The organism is Streptomyces sp. NPDC094143, from assembly GCF_040303825.1.
Lineage (GTDB): Bacteria > Actinomycetota > Actinomycetes > Streptomycetales > Streptomycetaceae > Streptomyces.
Genome location: NZ_JBEOTZ010000046.1, coordinates 19,516 through 36,285 on the forward strand (window position 1 = coordinate 19,516; position 16,770 = coordinate 36,285).

12 protein-coding genes are annotated in these 16,770 nt (G+C 73.4%); 5 read left to right on the top strand and 7 right to left on the bottom strand.

Annotated features, from left to right (window positions below):
• Window positions 1–10: 10 nt before the first annotated feature.
• Both rsmD and ABTZ58_RS35340 read right to left on the bottom strand, forming a co-directional pair.
• The gene (gene rsmD / locus ABTZ58_RS35335; RefSeq protein ID WP_351366054.1) at window positions 11–598 is read right to left on the bottom strand and encodes a 16S rRNA (guanine(966)-N(2))-methyltransferase RsmD; all 588 of its coding nucleotides are present in this window, start codon (window positions 596–598) and stop codon (window positions 11–13) included.
• 114 nt (window positions 599–712) lie between these two features.
• On the bottom strand, window positions 713–3,964 hold the full coding sequence (locus ABTZ58_RS35340; RefSeq protein ID WP_351366057.1) for a helicase-related protein: 3,252 nt from the start codon (window positions 3,962–3,964) through the stop codon (window positions 713–715).
• A 186-nt stretch (window positions 3,965–4,150) separates the two neighbouring features.
• On the opposite strand from ABTZ58_RS35340, the gene ABTZ58_RS35345 reads away from it, so the two are divergent.
• Both ABTZ58_RS35345 and ABTZ58_RS35350 read left to right on the top strand, forming a co-directional pair.
• Window positions 4,151–5,989, top strand: a complete 1,839-nt coding sequence (locus ABTZ58_RS35345; RefSeq protein WP_351366083.1) for an HSP90 family protein — start codon at window positions 4,151–4,153, stop codon at window positions 5,987–5,989.
• Complete coding sequence (locus ABTZ58_RS35350) at window positions 5,986–8,952, top strand: tetratricopeptide repeat protein (protein ID WP_351366060.1); 2,967 nt, start codon at window positions 5,986–5,988, stop codon at window positions 8,950–8,952. The genes ABTZ58_RS35345 and ABTZ58_RS35350 overlap by 4 nt, the downstream gene beginning before the upstream one ends.
• 50 nt (window positions 8,953–9,002) lie before the next feature.
• Here the strand turns inward: ABTZ58_RS35350 and ABTZ58_RS35355 are convergent, their stop codons facing one another.
• Complete coding sequence (locus tag ABTZ58_RS35355; protein ID WP_351366063.1) at window positions 9,003–11,351, bottom strand: DAK2 domain-containing protein; 2,349 nt, start codon at window positions 11,349–11,351, stop codon at window positions 9,003–9,005.
• A gap of 268 nt (window positions 11,352–11,619) precedes the next feature.
• Here ABTZ58_RS35355 and rpmB point away from each other — a divergent pair, with 268 nt between their 5' ends.
• A complete protein-coding gene (rpmB, locus tag ABTZ58_RS35360) occupies window positions 11,620–11,805 on the top strand; it encodes a 50S ribosomal protein L28 (RefSeq protein ID WP_003993230.1) in 186 nt (61 codons plus the stop codon).
• Window positions 11,806–11,917: 112 nt separating this feature from the next.
• On the opposite strand, the gene thiD is transcribed toward rpmB, so the two are convergent.
• A complete protein-coding gene (thiD, locus tag ABTZ58_RS35365) occupies window positions 11,918–12,709 on the bottom strand; it encodes a bifunctional hydroxymethylpyrimidine kinase/phosphomethylpyrimidine kinase (RefSeq protein WP_351366066.1) in 792 nt (263 codons plus the stop codon).
• A complete protein-coding gene (locus ABTZ58_RS35370) occupies window positions 12,706–13,671 on the bottom strand; it encodes a thiamine-phosphate kinase (RefSeq protein WP_351366069.1) in 966 nt (321 codons plus the stop codon). Before ABTZ58_RS35370 ends, thiD begins: the two co-directional genes overlap by 4 nt.
• 206 nt (window positions 13,672–13,877) lie before the next feature.
• Between ABTZ58_RS35370 and ABTZ58_RS35375 the strand changes: the two genes are divergently transcribed.
• Window positions 13,878–14,111 (top strand): Lrp/AsnC family transcriptional regulator, encoded by a 234-nt coding sequence (locus ABTZ58_RS35375; protein WP_003997603.1) that lies wholly within the window; start codon window positions 13,878–13,880, stop codon window positions 14,109–14,111.
• A 20-nt stretch (window positions 14,112–14,131) separates the two neighbouring features.
• A complete protein-coding gene (locus ABTZ58_RS35380) occupies window positions 14,132–14,647 on the top strand; it encodes a DUF3515 domain-containing protein (RefSeq protein ID WP_351366072.1) in 516 nt (171 codons plus the stop codon).
• Between the two features lie 28 nt (window positions 14,648–14,675).
• Here the strand turns inward: ABTZ58_RS35380 and ABTZ58_RS35385 are convergent, their stop codons facing one another.
• The gene (locus ABTZ58_RS35385) at window positions 14,676–15,833 is read right to left on the bottom strand and encodes a D-alanine--D-alanine ligase family protein (protein ID WP_351366075.1); all 1,158 of its coding nucleotides are present in this window, start codon (window positions 15,831–15,833) and stop codon (window positions 14,676–14,678) included.
• A 59-nt stretch (window positions 15,834–15,892) separates the two neighbouring features.
• The coding region (locus ABTZ58_RS35390; RefSeq protein WP_351366078.1) for an NAD(P)H-dependent glycerol-3-phosphate dehydrogenase at window positions 15,893–16,770 on the bottom strand (878 nt) is incomplete at its 5' end.

Here is a 16,770-nt window from a genome sequence, read left to right on the forward strand (position 1 = left end):
TCCGGTCCGGTCATCGTGCGTCTTCGCACGTAGAGGCGGCGCGACCGTACCAAAACGTTCCCTCGCCGTAGCGACGGGACCGGAGGGGTTCGAAACCCCCGGGCCACCGGAATTCGCCGCCTCTGGTGCTGCGCTCCACGGTGACGAGGGCTTCCCCGGCGAGCCAGCCCTCCGAGCGGAGTGTGAGGAGGATCTCCCGAAGATCGTCGTCCGTGACGGCGTACGGGGGGTCGAGGAAGACGAGGTCGTACGGGTCGCCGGGGGGTGCGGTGCGGATGATCTGTTCCGCTTTGCCCGCTCTGACCTCGGCGCCCGGGAGGCCGAGGTTCTTCACGTTCTCGCGGACCACGCGGGCGGCTCTGGCATCGGCCTCGACCAGAAGGGTGTGGCCCGCTCCTCGCGACAGTGCCTCCAGACCGACCGCGCCGGAGCCCGCGTAGAGGTCCAGCACTCGCTCGCCGTCCAGCGGACCGCCGAGGAGGGACTGCCAGGTGGAGAACAGTCCTTCGCGTGCACGGTCGGAGGTGGGGCGGGTGCCGGTGCCTGGGGGTACGGCCAGGCGACGTCCGCCGACTGCGCCGGCGATCACGCGGGTCATCTTCGGTCCTTGGTCGTGGACGGCTTTTCCGTATCAGTGTGGCTGGTCGCGCCCGCGCGGCGGTAGCCGCATATGAGGTACAGCCCCGCGCCCCTGCCGGAGGGGCGGTCACCCTCACCCCTTTTCCAGGTACTGCTCCCTCTCCTCGTCCAGGAGGGCGTCCAGGGCCGTCCGGAGGGCCGGGAGGCCGGTCAGCTCCGGGTCCTTCGCGACGACGGCTGTCGCCTCCTGCCTGGCCTCCGCGATGATCTCCTCGTCCTCGATGACCGCGAGCATCCTCAGGCTCGTGCGGGCGCCCGACTGGGCCTGGCCGAGAACGTCGCCCTCGCGGCGCTGTTCGAGGTCGATGCGGGAGAGCTCGAAGCCGTCGAGCGTGGCGGCCACGGCGTTCAGGCGCTGGCGGGCGGCACTGGCCTCGGGCATCTCGGTGACCAGGAGGCACAGGCCGGGGGCCGAGCCGCGGCCCACGCGGCCGCGCAGCTGGTGGAGCTGGGAGACGCCGAAGCGGTCGGCGTCCATGATCACCATGGCGGTGGCGTTGGGGACGTTCACGCCGACCTCGATGACCGTCGTGGCGACCAGGACGTCGGTGTCGCCGGCGGCGAAGCGGCGCATGACGGCGTCCTTCTCGTCGGGGTGCATGCGGCCGTGCAGGACCTCGACGCGCAGACCCTTCAAAGGGCCTTTGGAGAGCTGGTCGGCCACGTCCAGGACGGCGAGCGGCGGGCGCTTCTCGGCGGCGTCCTCCGGGGACTGCGCGGGCTTCTTCTTCCCGGACTTCCTCGGGTCGTCCTCCTCGTCGCCGATGCGGGGGCAGACCACGTACGCCTGGTGGCCGTTGGACACCTCCTCGCGGACCCGCTCCCAGGCGCGGGCCAGGAAGTGGGGCTTGTCGGCGGCCGGGACGACATGGCTGGCGATCGGGGAGCGGCCGGCCGGGAGCTGGTCGAGGACGGAGGTCTCCAGGTCGCCGAAGACCGTCATGGCGACCGTGCGCGGGATGGGCGTGGCCGTCATGACGAGCAGATGCGGGGGCTGTCTGCCCTTGCCGCGCAGGGCGTCGCGCTGCTCGACGCCGAAGCGGTGCTGCTCGTCGACGACGACCAGGCCCAGGTCGTGGAACTGCACCTTGTCCTCGATCAGCGCGTGCGTGCCGATGACGATGCCGGCCTCGCCGGTGGCCAGGTCGAGCAGCGCCTGACGGCGGGCTGCCATGCCCATGGAGCCGGTGAGCAGCACGACCTTGGTGCCCTGCTCGGCCCCGCCCAGCATGCCGCCCTCGGCCAGCTCGCCCATCATCTCGACGATCGACCGGTGGTGCTGCTGGGCGAGCACTTCGGTGGGCGCGAGCATCGCGGCCTGCCCGCCGGAGTCGACGACGGCGAGCATGGCGCGCAGGGCGACCATGGTGTTGTGCGTGACCGTGAAGTTGTCGGTGACGTAGGCATGGCTCGGGTGGGCGACGCTGATGCACTGGACGGGCTTACGCCCCACGTACTCGACCGCCCGGATACCGCGTCGGAACGAGTTGTACTCCGGCCTCGGACACACGCGTTCCGCTTTGCGGCTGAGCCGGAACGGGGCGTGATCGTCCGGCAGGGACACCTGCACGTCGTACGCGGCCTTATCCGGCCGTACTCGCGCATGGCCGCCCAGCGAACGTACGAGCCATGCGACGTCCTCCGCGAGCCGGCGCGAAGCCGAGCGGAGGGAAACACCCATGCCGTCGGCCTGGATAGTGCCGTCCGCGTCCAGAAGTCCCTGCAGCACGGCGAGACGGTCCTTGATCGGAGCGTTCTTGAAAGTTTCAGGGACGAACGTCTCTTGGGACGTCCTTCCCCAGAGGCCCAGTTCGCGCAGGACCTGGATCACCGGGTTGCGCACGCCTCCGGCACGCTGTTCGAGCTGGATCGTGTAGTCACAGTGCGATCCCTTCACCGGCACCAGCCGGCATTCGGGCGCCACTGCCGCCGCTACCGCATCACGGATTGCGTCGTCGATGGTGGAAAGACGGAGATCGTGCCGGAACGAACCGTCCCCCAACAGCAGCCCGAGCAGGTACGGGTCGAGGGGCGGCCCGGCGTCGCCGCCGAGATCGACCGGCTTCGCCGGCGGGATGTACCACTTCGAGGACCCGTCGGCCTCGAACGTGTCGAGACGGATCTCCCGGGTCGTCATGACCTCGGGAGCCCGACCACGGTGCCGGCCACGGCTCGTGCCGACGATCCAGAGATGCTCGTCGTCGCACTCGACGGAAGTCCCGTCGGACAGGACCAGGCGCCACACATCGCGCTCGCCCTGAGGAAAGACGCCGTCGATCAGGGCGATGTCCCCGTCCGGCACCACCACCTCGTCGCCCACCCGCAGATCCCCCATGGAACGGAAGCCGGTGGGCGTGAGCACCAGCGAGTCGAGGGGCTGGGCCTTGCCCGACCCGACCTCGCCCTGCAGCAGCCGGTGCATCGGGTGGTCCGTGGCCAGGTCGGCGAAGATCTCGCGGGAGACGCGCTGCTGGCCTTCGGTGAGCGTGAAGGGCAGGCGGGCGTCGAAGGCCGTGAGGAGGCCGTCGGGGGCCGGCTCGCGGGGGACGGCGGGGAGTTGGGCGTCCGCGTGGCGGCGGCGGGCGAGGGCGACCTGGAGGACGAAGGCCTCGTCCCACTTGAGACGGGAGCGGGCGTCCTCGATGTCCGCCTTGGTGTGCGGGCGGTGGATCTTGAGGAGGGCCTCGGGGAGCGGGATCAGGCCGCGGCCTCGGCGCAGACTCTCCGGGAGCGGGTCGGCGGCCTCCTGAGCCGTGGGCAGGACCGTCTGGAGTGCCTTGCCGATCTTCCAGGACTCCAGCTTGGCGGTGGCCGGGTAGATCGGGATCAGGGCGCCCGCCCAGGTCTCCACGGACGTGCCGGGCTCGTCGGGGTCGCCGCGCAGCAACTCGTAGGCGGGGTGGGCGAGTTGCAGGCGACGGTTGAAGACGGAGACCTTGCCGGCGAACATGGCGCGCGTGCCCGGCAGGAGCTCCTTGTGGGGCTTGTGCACGCCGTTGCCGAAGAAGACCAGCTGGACGCGGCCGCTGCCGTCGGTGATCGTGACCTCCAGGCGCTGGCCCTTGCCCCGCGGGGCCTTGGCGGAGGCGAAGGTGTGCAACCGGGCGTCGGCGACCTGGGCGACCACCGTGACGTGCTCGTCCATCGGGAGGTCGGCGAGGTGGGTGAGCTGGCCGCGCTCCTCGTATCTGCGCGGGTAGTGGTGGAGGAGGTCGCCGACGGTGTGCAGGCCGAGGTGCTCGGCCATCACCTTCGCGGTGGCGGGGCCGAGCACCGACTTCAGTGGCTGTTGCAGCGGTTCTTCCAGTGCGGGCACGAGATCCATTGCACACCACGCCACTGACAATGGCCTCCAGGCCCCGGCAGGATCGTCGTAAAGATCCCGGAATCCCTGGTCAGACGGGTGGTTCGGGGCCTAGGATGACGCGCTCCCGGCCCTCTTTCGCGGTCACCGCTCCCTCGGGGCCGCCCGACCCCGCGCCGTCGCGAGTCCCCCACCGGCGCCGTGAAGATGGACTCCCACACCTCACAGGCATCCCAGCCGTCCCCGTCACCCCGGTCACCTCATACGTTCCAGGTCGACCTGCGTGGTCTGGTGGACCTGCTCTCCCACCACCTCTACTCCAGTCCCAAGGTGTACCTGCGGGAGCTGCTGCAGAACGCCGTGGACGCGATCACCGCGAGACGCGCGGCGGAACCGGACGCTCCGGCACGGGTCCGGCTGTACGCGTCAGGCGGCGAGCTGCGCGTCGAGGACTCCGGCGTGGGGCTCACCGAGGCGGACGTGCACAGTCTGCTCGCCACGATCGGGCGCAGCTCCAAGCGGGCCGAGGGGCTCCAGGAGGCCCGGTCCGACTTCCTCGGGCAGTTCGGCATCGGCCTGCTGGCGTGCTTCGTCGTCGCCGAGCGGATCCGGGTGGTCAGCCGCAGCGCCCGTACGCCCGGGGCGCCGCCGGTGGAGTGGACGGCGTCCGACGACGGTTCGTACACCGTGCGGACGCTGCCGGACGCCGAGCGGCCCGAACCGGGCACCACCGTGCACCTGGTGGCCCGGGCCGGGGCCGCGGAGTGGCTCGCGCCCGAGCGGGTCGAGGCCCTGGCCCGGGACTTCGGCTCGCTGCTGCCGTACGACGTCAGGGTGGGCGACGAGGCGGTCACCGACCTGCCCGCCCCCTGGGACCGCCCGTACCCGGGCCCGGCCGCCCGGCGGGTCGCCCTGGCCCGCCACTGCCAGGACCTGTTCGGCTTCGCGCCGCTGGACACGATCGACCTGTCCGTGCCCCTGGCGGGCATCCGCGGGGTGGCGTACGTGCTGCCGGCCGCGGTGAGCCCGGCGCGGCGCGCGGGGCATCGCGTGCACCTGAAGGGCATGCTGCTGACCGAGCGGGCCGAACAGCTGCTGCCCGACTGGGCGTTCTTCGTGCGCTGCGTGCTGGACACGGACAGCCTGCGGCCGACTGCCTCACGCGAGGCGCTGTACGAGGACGAGACGCTGGCGGCCGTGCGGGAGGCGCTGGGCGGGCGGATCCGCGCGTGGCTGACGGGGCTGGCGGCCGGTGATCCGGAACGGCTCGCCGCGTTCCTGGCGGTGCACCACCTGGGCGTGAGGTCCCTGGCCCGGCACGACCGGGAGATGCTGCGCACGATGCTGCCGTGGCTGCCCTTCGAGACGACCGACGGGCGGCTGTCGCTGGAGGAGTTCGCGCAGCGGCACCCGGTGGTGCACTTCACGCGGACGGTGGAGGAGTACCGGCAGGTCGCGCCGATCGCGTCCGCGCAGGGCATCGGCGTGATCAACGGCGGTTACACGTACGACGGCGAGCTGGTGGAGGCGCTGCCGTCGGTGCGGCCGGGGACCGTGGTCGCCGAGCTGGACGCCGAGACGGTGACCGCGCATCTGGACGCGGTCGACCCGGCCGAGGAACTGGCCCTGTCCGGCTTCCTGGCCGCCGCGCGGGCCCGGCTCGACCCGCTCGGCTGTGACGTCGTCCTGCGGGCGTTCCACCCGCTGTCCGTGCCCGCGCTGCACCTCGACGACCGGGACGCCCGGCACGAGCAGGCCCGGGCGGACGCCGAGTCGCGGGCCGACGACCTGTGGGCGGGCATCCTCGGGTCCCTGCGCGGCAGCGCGCCCCGCGCGCGTCTGGTGCTGAACCATCTCAACCCGCTCGTGCGGCGGATCAGCGCCCTGCCCGACGCGGAGCTCATCGGCACGGCAACGGAGTCGCTGTACGGGCAGGCACTGCTGATGGCGCAGCGGCCGCTCAGACCCGCCGACTCGGCGCTGCTCAACCGCGCGTTCATCGGTCTGCTGGAGTGGGCCACGCACAGCGAGGACGGTCAGGCATGAGCGGGATCACGGACCTCGACGCCCTGCGCGAGGCGATGGCGGAGAACTCCGAGCGGCCGGAGGGACCGGCCCGCAACGCGCGCGCGGAGGAACTGCTGGCGGCGGCCGAGCAGTTGAACGTACCGCTCGCCGTGATCGAGGCGCTCGGCCACCAGGTGAAGGTCTACAACTACAGCTCCGAGAAGGGGAAGATGTTCGTCCCCTTCGCGCGGCTGCTGCGCCTGTGGGACGAACGGCCCGAGGATTTCGACGAGTTCGAGGCGCACTCCCTGCACTGGGTCTTCAAGTGGGTGTCGTCCGGCATGCTCGACCAGCCGCACATCCCGCTCGCGTCGATCGAGGAATGGCTCGGCGAGATGGAGCGCCGCTACCGGCTCGCCGGGTACTCCGAGGGGGCCGTGCGCAGCGCCGAGCACAGTGTGGCCGCGCATGTCGGGGACGTGGCGCGCGCGGAGCGGGCGTACGCCGCGTGGCTGGCCGCCGACCGGGACGCCATGTCCGACTGTCACGCGTGCGAGCTGCACGCGCAGGGCTGGTGGCAGGCCGAGCTGGGGCGGGACGAGGAGGCCCTGGAGCTGTGGCGGCCGGTGCTGGAGGGCCGGTACACCTGCGCCCACGAGCCGCACACGGTCCTGGCGTCCTCCCTGGTGCCGCTGCTGCGGCTGGGCCGCCGGGACGAGGCCCGGGCCAACCATCTGCGGGGCTTCCGGCTCGTACGGGCGATGGAGAGCATGCGCGGTGCCTACGCGGAGCACGTGGAGTTCTGCGCGCTGACCGGCAACGAGGCGAGGGGGCTCGAACTGCTCGCGGAGCGGCCGGCGTACTTCACGGACGACGGGCAGCCGCAGAGCAAGCTGGACTTCCTGAGCGTGGTGACCCTGCTCATGGACCGCCTCACCGGGCTCGGTCTCGGCGACCGGCGGGTGCCGGGCCCGGCCGGCCGGGAGTGGACCGCCCGGGAACTGGCCGCACACGCGCGTGCCGAGGCCCTCGCGCTGGCGGCCCGCTTCGACGAGCGCAACGGCACGATCCACGTCGGCGAGCGGGCACGCGCGCGTATGGCGCGGAAGCCGCTGGCCGATCGGCTGCCGCTGGGGGTGCGGTCGGTCGGGCCGGCTCCGGCGCCCGCTCCCCCGCCGGTCCCGGCTCCCGTCGCCGGGCAGCCGGACCTGCCCGCCCTGCTGGCCGAGGCACGGCGGCTGTCGGACCACCTGCAACCGCACGCCATGGAGGCCTGGGCGGCGGCCGCCCGGGCGGCCGAGGGCGTCGAGCTGGACCCGCGCGACCGGGCCGAGATAGCCGACCACGAGGCGATGGGCCTCGGCCCGGCGGGTGCCGCGCTCTTCGAACGGGCCGCCGGGCTGTACGCGGAGGCCGGCGACCCGGGCGAGGCCCTGGCGGCACGCACGCGTGCGGCGTACGTGCGTGCTCTGGGAGGCGACGTCGCCCAGGCGGTCGCGGCCGTGCAGGGGCCGTACGAGGAGGTCCTCGCGCTGTACGCCGACGGCGGCACGGGGACGCGGCAGACGGCGGCCGTGCTGATGGGCCGGGCGCGGGTCCTGCTGCGCCGGGCACACGCGGCGGAGGGGCCCGGGGCAAAGGCGGTGCACGGCGCGGCCGAGGCAGCCGTGCGCGAGGTCCTGGCGCTCGTCGACGGGCGCACCGGTCAGGACGTGCGGCTGGCCGCGCGGGCCGCCGAGGCGCAGGCGATGCTCGCCGAGCTGGCGGGGCTGCGGGGAGACCTGGCGGCGGCCGTGGAGCTGTTCGCGCGGGGCGCGGCGGCGTTCGTCGCGGCGGGCCTGCCCTGGTTCGCCGTGGAGTACGAGGCCCGGCTTGCGTCCCTCGCGCACCACCTCGGCGACACGGCCGAGGCGGAACGGGCGCTGCGGGCGGCCCTGGAGCACGGAGGAGCGCAGTTGGAGGCGCCCGGGCGGGCCCAGCTGCACCTCCAGCTCGCCGAGCTCCTCGGTGGCCGGGACGAGGTCGTGGAGGCCGCGCAGCACGCCCTGGAGGCCGCGCACTGGGCCGACGAGGCGGGCGAGAGCGCCACCCTCGGCGCCTGGGCGCGGCAGCAGCTCGGTGGGTTCCTGCTGCGGCGGGGACGGTGGGCCGAGGCGGCGGAGGTGCTGGAGTCGGCGCTGCCCGACCTGACCGCCGAGACGCACGGCGACGGGGCGGTCGTGCAGACGATGTGGTGGCTCGGCGACTGCCTGAGCGAACTCGGCGAGCACCGCGCGGCCGCCGAACGGCGCCTGCAGGCCGCCGAGATCGCCCGCACCTGGCCCGAGCAGCACGACCACGCGACCCTGGCGCACCTGGCCGGGGAGTCCCTCGGGCAGGCGGGACTGGCCGCCGAGGCGGAGCGGGCCTACACGCGCGCGGGCGACCTGTGGCGGACACTCGGCAACCCCCGTGGCCTGGTCCGCTCCCTGCGCGCCCGCGCCTGGCTTGCGTTGCGCACGCAGGAAGGGACGGCCGCGGCGCGCCTGCTCATGGCGGAGGCGCTCCGGGAGTGCGAGACCGCGCGGGACGCGGCGGCCGACGAGGCGTCCCGGCAGGGGTTCGCCGAAGAACTCGGCCACACCCACCGTCAGTTCGGTGACCTGCTGGCCCGGTCCGCCGCCGAGGGCGACGCCGATGCCCCGCCCCCGGCCCTGTTGGAGGAGGCCCTGGCCCAACTGCTGCGGTCGGCCGAGGTGTTCGCCACCCTCGGGGACGGCGCCCTGCACAGCCGCACCGCCGCCGAACTGACCGCGGGATGGCTGGAGATCGAGCTGGGCCGCCTCACCGAGGCGAGGGCACGCGCGCGTGCGGTGCTGGCGGCGTACGAGGCTCACGACGGGACGGGCGCCGGGGGCACGGGCCGTGAGGAGGCGGTCGACGACGCTTCCGGCGAGGCGGTCCGGGCCCGGCGGGCGGAAGCCGAGCACCTGCTCCGCGTCGCGGCGGAGGACGGGGACTGAAGCGCGGCGGAGGACCGGGCCTGAAGCCCTCGGCACCCGGCTCGCCGGGCCTATTCGACGCCGATGAGGAGCAGGGCCCCCTGCCGTCCGCCCCGGTACACGACCGTGTCGACGGCGAGATACCCCTCGCGGACCCGGCCCTCCAGATGCTCGCCGACGGCGTCGGGGACGTCGTCGCCGAGGACCAGCGTGACCATCTCGCCCCCGGCCGCGAGCATCCGGTCCAGGACGGCCTCGGCGGTGGCGGTGACGTCCGAGCCGATCACGGCCACGTCACCGTCGATCAGGCCGAGGACGTCACCGGCCTGGCAGATGCCGGCCATCGTCCAGGACTGCGCCTCGGCGACGGTGACCTCGGCGTAGCGGGTGGCGCCGGCGGCCGAGGTCATCGAGACGACGTCCTCGTCGAAGCGGCGCTCCGGCTCGTGCACGGCGAGCGCCGCGATGCCCTGGATCGCCGAGCGGGTCGGGATGAGGGCGACGCGGACGCCCTCCGTGCGGACCTGCTCGGCGGCCGCCGCGGCGGTGTGGCGCAGCTCGGCGTCGTTCGGCAGCAGCACGACCTCGCGCGCGTGGGCCCGCCGTACGGCCTGGACGAGCTCGCCGCTGGCGGGCGGCTCCCCGGGGCGGGCGAGCACGGTGGTCGCGCCGGCCTCGGCGTACAGCCCGGCCAGGCCCTCGCCCGGCACGACGGCGACGACAGCGCGCTGCGCCCGCTCCCGGGGCGCGCGCTCGGCGCCCGTGGTGTGCGCGTCACCGACGCCGAAGTGCGTGATCCGGATCCGGTAAGGGCGCCCGGCCTCGATTCCGGCCTCGACGGCGGCACCCGCGTCGTCGACATGGACGTGCACGTTCCACAGTCCGTCGCCGCCGACCACGACCAGGGAGTCCCCGAGGGCGTCGAGCCGTCGCCGCAACCGCGCGACGGCCGCGTCCTCGGCCTCCAAGAGGTAGATCACCTCGAAGGCGGGGCCGTCCTGCTCGGGCACGGCGGCGGAGCCGGTGCCCTCGTCGGGGTGCGCACAGACCGGGACGGCGTCACCGGCCGGCTCCACGCGCGCGTGCCCCGCGTCCGCCGTGCGACCCGACCCACCGGACGCCCCCGGACCGACCCCCCCGACGCTGACCCCCGGCCCGGACGTTCCAGGCGACCCCTCCGACACCGAGGCGGACACCTCACCCGACAGCGCCTCCGGCGAACCGTCGACCCCCACCCCGGGCGCCGCCCCCAGCGAACCCCTGGGCACCCCGCCCGACAACCCTCCCGGCGAACCCTCGGGCACGTCACCCGCCAGCGTCTCCGGCGAACCCTCGGGCACGTCACCCGCCAGGCTCCCTGGCGAACCCTCGGCCCTCACCCCGGGCGCCGCCCCCAGCGAACCCCTGGGCACCCCGCCCGACAACCCTCCCGGCGAACCCTCGGGCACGTCACCCGCCAGCGTCTCCGGCGAACCCTCGGGCACGTCACCCGCCAGGCTCCCTGGCGAACCCTCGGCCCTCACCCCGGGCGCCGCCCCCAGCGAACCCCTGGGCACCCCGCCCGACAACCCTCCCGGCGAACCCTCGGGCACGTCACCCGCCAGGCTCCCTGGCGGGCCCTCGGCCCCCACCCCGGGCGCCGCCCCTGGCCTCGTCCCGACCGGCTCCCCGTCCCCGCGGGCCCCCGGCACGCGGGCGCCGCTCGCCTCAGGGACCCGCCCCCCGCTCGCCACCGGCCCGCGCGGCCGCTCCCCCGTGAACGTCTCCACCAGCGCCCCGAGCACCGCCACCAGCCCCCGCCCGCCCGCGTCGACCACGCCCGCGCGTTCCAGCACGGGCAGCTGGTCCGGGGTCGCGGCGAGGGCCCGCCGGGCTCCCTCGTACGCGGCCCGGGCCACCCTCCCGCAGTCGCCCTCGGCACCGCCCGCGGCGTCCGCGGCGGCCGAGGCGACCGTGAGGACGGTGCCCTCCACGGGACGGGCCACGGCCTGGCGGGCGGAGTCGGCCGCGTGCCGCAGGGCGCGCCGCAGGCCCCGGCCGTCGGCGTGCGCGCTCGCGTCGTCGGCCAGCACCTGGGCCATGCCGCGCAGCAGCTGGGCGAGGATCGTGCCGGAGTTGCCGCGGGCGCCGATCAGCGCCCCGTGGGCCATCGCGCGGACCGCGTCGGACAGGGTCGGCCCCTGCGGAGCAGGATCGCCGGCGCCCGGCGAGCCCGCCGCGTGCCCGGCGAACACCGCCTCGACGGCCGCGACCGCGGATTCCACGGTCAGGTACAGGTTCGTGCCGGTGTCGCCGTCCGCCACCGGGTAGACGTTGATCGCGTCGATCTCCTCACGCGCCCGCCCCAGCGTCTCGAGCGCGAGACCGCACCAGGTGCGCACCGCGAGAGCATCGAAGAATGTCTGCGGCACCTGCGCCACCGCGCCTCCCTGAGCTGCTGGACGTGGCTCGCAGCGTAGACCTTGGGGCGGTCCCCGCCGGAAGAGGGCGGGGGGCGTACCCCTGAGCTGCCGTGCTAGTTTTCTTGTACGGGTGCAGCCGTTGTATGCTGCTCCGGTTGCCCGATCTGATCGGGCTTTCCCCCCTGGCAGCGCCACTCAGATCTCGCCGGCTCCCTGGAGCCACAGGATCTCGATCCCGGCATGCCGGGATTAACCGTAAGTGCATCTGAAGTCTTTGGAGTGACCCGTGGCTGCCAACTGCGACGTCTGCGGCAAGGGGCCGGGCTTCGGCAACAACATCTCGCACTCGCACCGCCGTACGTCCCGCCGCTGGAACCCGAACATCCAGCGTGTGCGTACCGTGGTGGGCGGGACGCCGAAGCGCGTGAACGCTTGCACCTCGTGCATCAAGGCCGGCAAGGTCTCGCGCTGACGCTCAGCTAGCGCGCGGCCACTGCTGGTTCGCTGTAGAGCCGGTCCACCGTGGTGGACCGGCTCTTTGGCGTACCCGGACGGGCCCGCCCCGCGCAGTCGGCCCGGAGCGGTCAGTCGCCGCGACGGAAGCGCCACCCGTGGTCCACCGGCCCGATGCCCCCGCCGAGCGCGAACCCGGCCGCGACGGCCCCGGTGACGTACTCCTTGGCCGCCGCCACCGCCGCCGGCACCGAGTCGCCCTTCGCCAGCCGCGCGGCGATCGCGGAGGCGAGGGTGCAGCCGGTGCCGTGGGTGTGGCGGTTGTCATGCCGGGGCGCGCGCAGCCAGTGCTCCTCGGAACCGTCCGTGAGCAGGTCCACGGCGTCCCCCGCGAGGTGACCGCCCTTGATCAGCGCCCAGCGCGGCCCGTAGGCGAGCACGGCGGCAGCGGCCCGCCGCATCTCCCGCTCCGACTCGACGCGCACGCCCGTCAGCTGGGCCACCTCGTCGAGGTTGGGCGTGGCGACCGTCGCCACCGGCAGCAGCTTCGTACGGACCGAGTCCAGCGCGGAGGCGGCGAGCAGGGAGTCGCCGTGCTTGGAGACACCGACCGGGTCGACGACCGCCGGGGCGTCCGTTCCGGCGATCAACTCGGCGACCGCCTCGACCAGTTCCGCCGAGGCGAGCATGCCGGTCTTGACCGCCCGGACGCCGATGTCGTCCACGACGCTGCGGTACTGGGCCCGCACGGCCTCCACGGGCAGCTCCCAGGCACCCTGCACACCGAGCGAGTTCTGCGCGGTCACGGCGGTGATCACGCTCATGCCGTGGACGCCGAGCGCGAGCATGGTCTTCAGGTCGGCCTGGATGCCCGCGCCGCCCCCGGAGTCGGAGCCCGCGACCGTGAGGACGGTGGGGATCACGGCTCCACGTCCCCGAAGTGGTCCCAGCCGCCCTTGCTGGTCCACGGCGCCCCGTCGACCGTCACCTGGGGCAGCGCCGAGGGGTTGAGGACCTCACCGATGACCTTCCAGCGGGCGGGCAGCTTCACGTCCGGCGGGAAGGTCGCCACGATCGCGTGGTCCTCTCCCCCGGTCAGCACCCACTGCATCGGGTCGACCCCGACGGCCTGCCCGATGTCGTTCATCTGGGAGGGGATGTCGATCGCCTGGGAGCGGATGTCGATGCGCACCTTGCTCGCCTCGGCGATGTGCCCCAGGTCGGCGATCAGCCCGTCGCTGACGTCGCACATGGCGGTCGCCCCGAGCCCGGCCGCGGCCGGACCCGCGTGGTAGGGCGGCTCGGGCCTCCGGTGGGCCTCCACGAACGCCCGCGGCGAGCGGAACCCCCGGGACAGCACCGCGTACCCGGCCGCCGACCAGCCCAGCCAACCCGTCACGGCGACGAGATCGCCGGGCTGCGCGCCCGCCCGCGTCACCGGCTCCTGGTTGCGCAGATCGCCCAGCGCGGTGATCGACACCACGATCGAGTCGCCGCGTACGACGTCCCCGCCGACCACGGCGGCACCCGCCACCTGGCACTCGTCGCGCAGGCCGTCCATCAGCTCGCTCGGCCATGTCACCGGCAGCTCGGCCGGGACGACCAGGCCGAGCAGCAGCGCGGTCGGCACGGCGCCCATGGCGGCGATGTCGGCGAGGTTCTGCGCGGCGGCCTTGCGGCCCACGTCGTAGGCCGTCGACCAGTCCCGGCGGAAGTGCCGGCCCTCCACCAGGATGTCCGTGCTCGCCACGACCCTGCGGTCGGGGGCGGCCACCACGGCGGCGTCGTCGCCGGGGCCGACCCGGACCGCCGGGGTGGTGGTCAGACGGGAGGTGAGCTCCCTGATGAGCCCGAACTCACCGAGCTCACCAACAGTGCCCTTCATTGCCCTTTCTCCCCTTCTGTCCCTGTCCGTGCCCGGTCGCGGGGCATCTCGGTCCTCGCTACGGTCGAGGTGACCGTCACGTTCTGCCGGACCTGCGCCCCGGCGCGCAAGACCCGGTATCCGCAGGTCTCCCCGCGGCGAGCGGCAACGCGATACCGTGGCGTTCCTTTTCCCCACATGATCCTCGTGGCCGCCCTGGAGGTTCCGTGGTACAGGCGTACATCCTGATCCAGACGGAGGTCGGCAAGGCGTCGACCGTCGCCGAGACGATCAGCAAGATCCCTGGGGTCATCCAGGCCGAGGACGTCACGGGACCGTACGACGTGATCGTGCGGGCCCAGGCCGACACCGTCGACGACCTCGGTCGCATGGTGGTCGCCAAGGTCCAGCAGGTGGACGGCATCACCCGCACCCTGACCTGCCCGGTCGTCCATCTGTAGCCCCCGTCTACCCTGTGCCGGTGAACTCTTTCCGTCCCCGGCACCGTCGTGTCTTCAGCCTGTTCAGCCTGCCCGCTCTCGCGCTGTTGATCACTGCCGCGGGCTGCTCCTCAGCAGACGACAGCGCGTCGGCGGCGGTTCCCAGTCCGGACGCCGGGGTCACGGAACTGTGCCGGAACCTGGACAAGGTACTGCCCGCGAAGGTGGGCGGTGAGCGCCGCGAGGACCCCGAGCCCGCGTCGGCGCTGACGGCCGGCTGGGGCAGCCCGGCGATCATACTTCGCTGCGGTGTGCCGCAGCCGCCGAAGATGGTCGATCCGAAGGTGGCCGAGGGGCGGGACGCGGAGGCCGTCGCCGGCGGCGTGAACGGGGTGGACTGGCTGATGGAGAAGCAGGGCGACGGACACCGGTTCACGACCGCCAACCGCGAGGCCTACGTCGAGGTGCAGGTGCCGGAGGGCGTGGACAGTTCCGGTGTCCTGATCGATCTGGCTCCGGCCGTGAAAAAGGCGATCCCCTCGGGGATCGCCTCCTGATCACCTGCCGGCCGTCGGCCGAGCGGCCTCAGCGCAGGCCCGTCGAACGGCGCAGCGCCGCCTGCACCAACCGGTCGATCAGCTCCGGGTAGCTCACCCCGCTCGCCTGCCACATCTGCGGGTACATCGAGATGGGCGTGAAGCCGGGCATCGTGTTGATCTCGTTGATCACGAACTCGCCGTCCTCGGTGAGGAAGAAGTCCGCGCGGACCAGGCCCTCGCAGGAGGCCGCCTCGAACGCGTCGACCGCCAGGCGCTGGACCTCGGCCGTCTCCTCGGGCGTCAGCGGCGCCGGCACGATCCCGGGCGTGGAGTCGATGTACTTGGCCTCGAAGTCGTAGTACGCCTGCGTCTCGGGCGGGGGGATCTCCGCGGGCAGGGAGGCCCGGGGGCCGTCCTCGAACTCCAGGACGCCGCACTCGATCTCGCGGCCGCGCAGGGCCGCCTCCACCAGGATCTTGGGGTCGTGGCGCTGCGCCTCGGCGATCGCCTCGTCCAGGCCGGAGAGGTCGTCGACCTTGGTGATGCCGATCGACGAACCGGCACGGGAGGGCTTCACGAACAACGGCCAGCCGTGCTCGCCGGCGAAGTCGACGATCTTCTTGCGGGCCGCGGACTCGTCCAGGGCCCACTCGCGCGGCCGGATCACCAGGTACGGGCCCACCTTCAGCCCGAAGGAGGTGAACACCCGCTTCATGTACTCCTTGTCCTGGCCGACGGCCGAGGCGAGCACACCGGACCCCACGTACGGGACGCCGGAGAGCTCCAGCAGGCCCTGCAGGGTGCCGTCCTCGCCGTACGGACCGTGCAGCACCGGGAAGACCACGTCGACCTCGCCGAGCGCCTTGGGCACCGATCCCGGCTCGCTGTAGACCACTTCGCGGTCGGCGGGGTCGACCGGGAGGATCACCGCGCCCTCGGCCGACTCGGCGAGCGAGTCGACGCTCGGCGGGCGCCGGTCGACGATCGCCATCCGCTCCGGCTCGTCCGCCGTGAGCGCCCAACGGCCGTCCTGGGTGATGCCGATCGGGAGGACGTCGTACTTGGTCCGGTCGATGGCCTTGAGGACGGCTCCGGCGGTGACCACGGAGATCCCGTGTTCGGAGCTGCGCCCGCCGAACACGACGGCCACACGCGGTTTGCGAGGCGGCTGCTCGGGGCTCTGGGGGAGGTTCTCGGTGCTCATATCGCGATGAGAGTACCCGTTGGTAGGGCCCGGAGACAGCGCCGCCGGCGTCGCGTCGCTCAGCGTCGTTCGGGCTTCGCGCTGCGCGACATCAGCTCCTTGAGGGCGACCACCGGAGGCTTGCCCTCGTGCACGATGCCGACGACCGTCTCCGTGATCGGCATGTCGACGCCGTGCCTGCGGGCCAGGTCCAGCACCGACTCGCAGGACTTGACGCCCTCGGCGGTCTGCTTGGTGACCGCGATGGTCTCCTGCAGGGTCATGCCCTTGCCGAGGTTGGTGCCGAAGGTGTGGTTGCGCGACAGCGGCGAGGAGCAGGTGGCCACCAGGTCGCCCAGGCCCGCGAGACCGGAGAAGGTCAGCGGGTCGGCGCCGAGGGCCATGCCGAGGCGGGTGGTCTCGGCGAGACCGCGGGTGATGAGCGAGCCCTTGGCGTTGTCGCCGAGCCCCATGCCGTCCGCGATGCCGACGGCGAGGCCGATGACGTTCTTCACGGCTCCGCCGAGTTCGCAACCCACCACGTCCGTGTTGGTGTACGGGCGGAAGTAGGGCGTGTGGCAGGCGGCCTGGAGCCGCTGGGCGACGGCCTCGTCGGTGCAGGCGACCACGGCCGCGGCCGGCATCCGCGCGGCGATCTCCCGGGCCAGGTTGGGTCCGGTGACCACGGCGATCCGGTCCGGGCCGACCTTGGCGACGTCGTCGATGACCTCGCTCATCCGCATCGCCGAGCCGAGTTCGACGCCCTTCATCAGCGACACGAGGACCGTGTCCGGGGCGAGCAGCGGGGTCCACTCGGCGAGGTTGCCGCGCAGGGTCTGCGAGGGGACCGACAGGACCGTGAAGTCGGCGTCCGCGGCGGCCTCGGCGGGGTCCGTGGTGGCCCGCACGCGCTGAGGGAGCTCGACGCCCGGGAAGTAGTCGGGATTGGTCCGCGTGG

What these genes read in the sequence shown, in the direction of transcription:
- ABTZ58_RS35350 (WP_351366060.1), top strand. Translation starts at nt 5,986, where the DNA reads ATGAGCGGGATCACGGACCTCGACGCCCTGCGCGAGGCGATGGCGGAG.
- rsmD (WP_351366054.1), bottom strand. Translation starts at nt 598, where the DNA reads ATGACCCGCGTGATCGCCGGCGCAGTCGGCGGACGTCGCCTGGCCGTA.
- ABTZ58_RS35385 (WP_351366075.1), bottom strand. Translation starts at nt 15,833, where the DNA reads ATGAGCACCGAGAACCTCCCCCAGAGCCCCGAGCAGCCGCCTCGCAAA.
- ABTZ58_RS35340 (WP_351366057.1), bottom strand. Translation starts at nt 3,964, where the DNA reads ATGGATCTCGTGCCCGCACTGGAAGAACCGCTGCAACAGCCACTGAAG.
- ABTZ58_RS35345 (WP_351366083.1), top strand. Translation starts at nt 4,151, where the DNA reads ATGGACTCCCACACCTCACAGGCATCCCAGCCGTCCCCGTCACCCCGG.
- ABTZ58_RS35370 (WP_351366069.1), bottom strand. Translation starts at nt 13,671, where the DNA reads ATGAAGGGCACTGTTGGTGAGCTCGGTGAGTTCGGGCTCATCAGGGAG.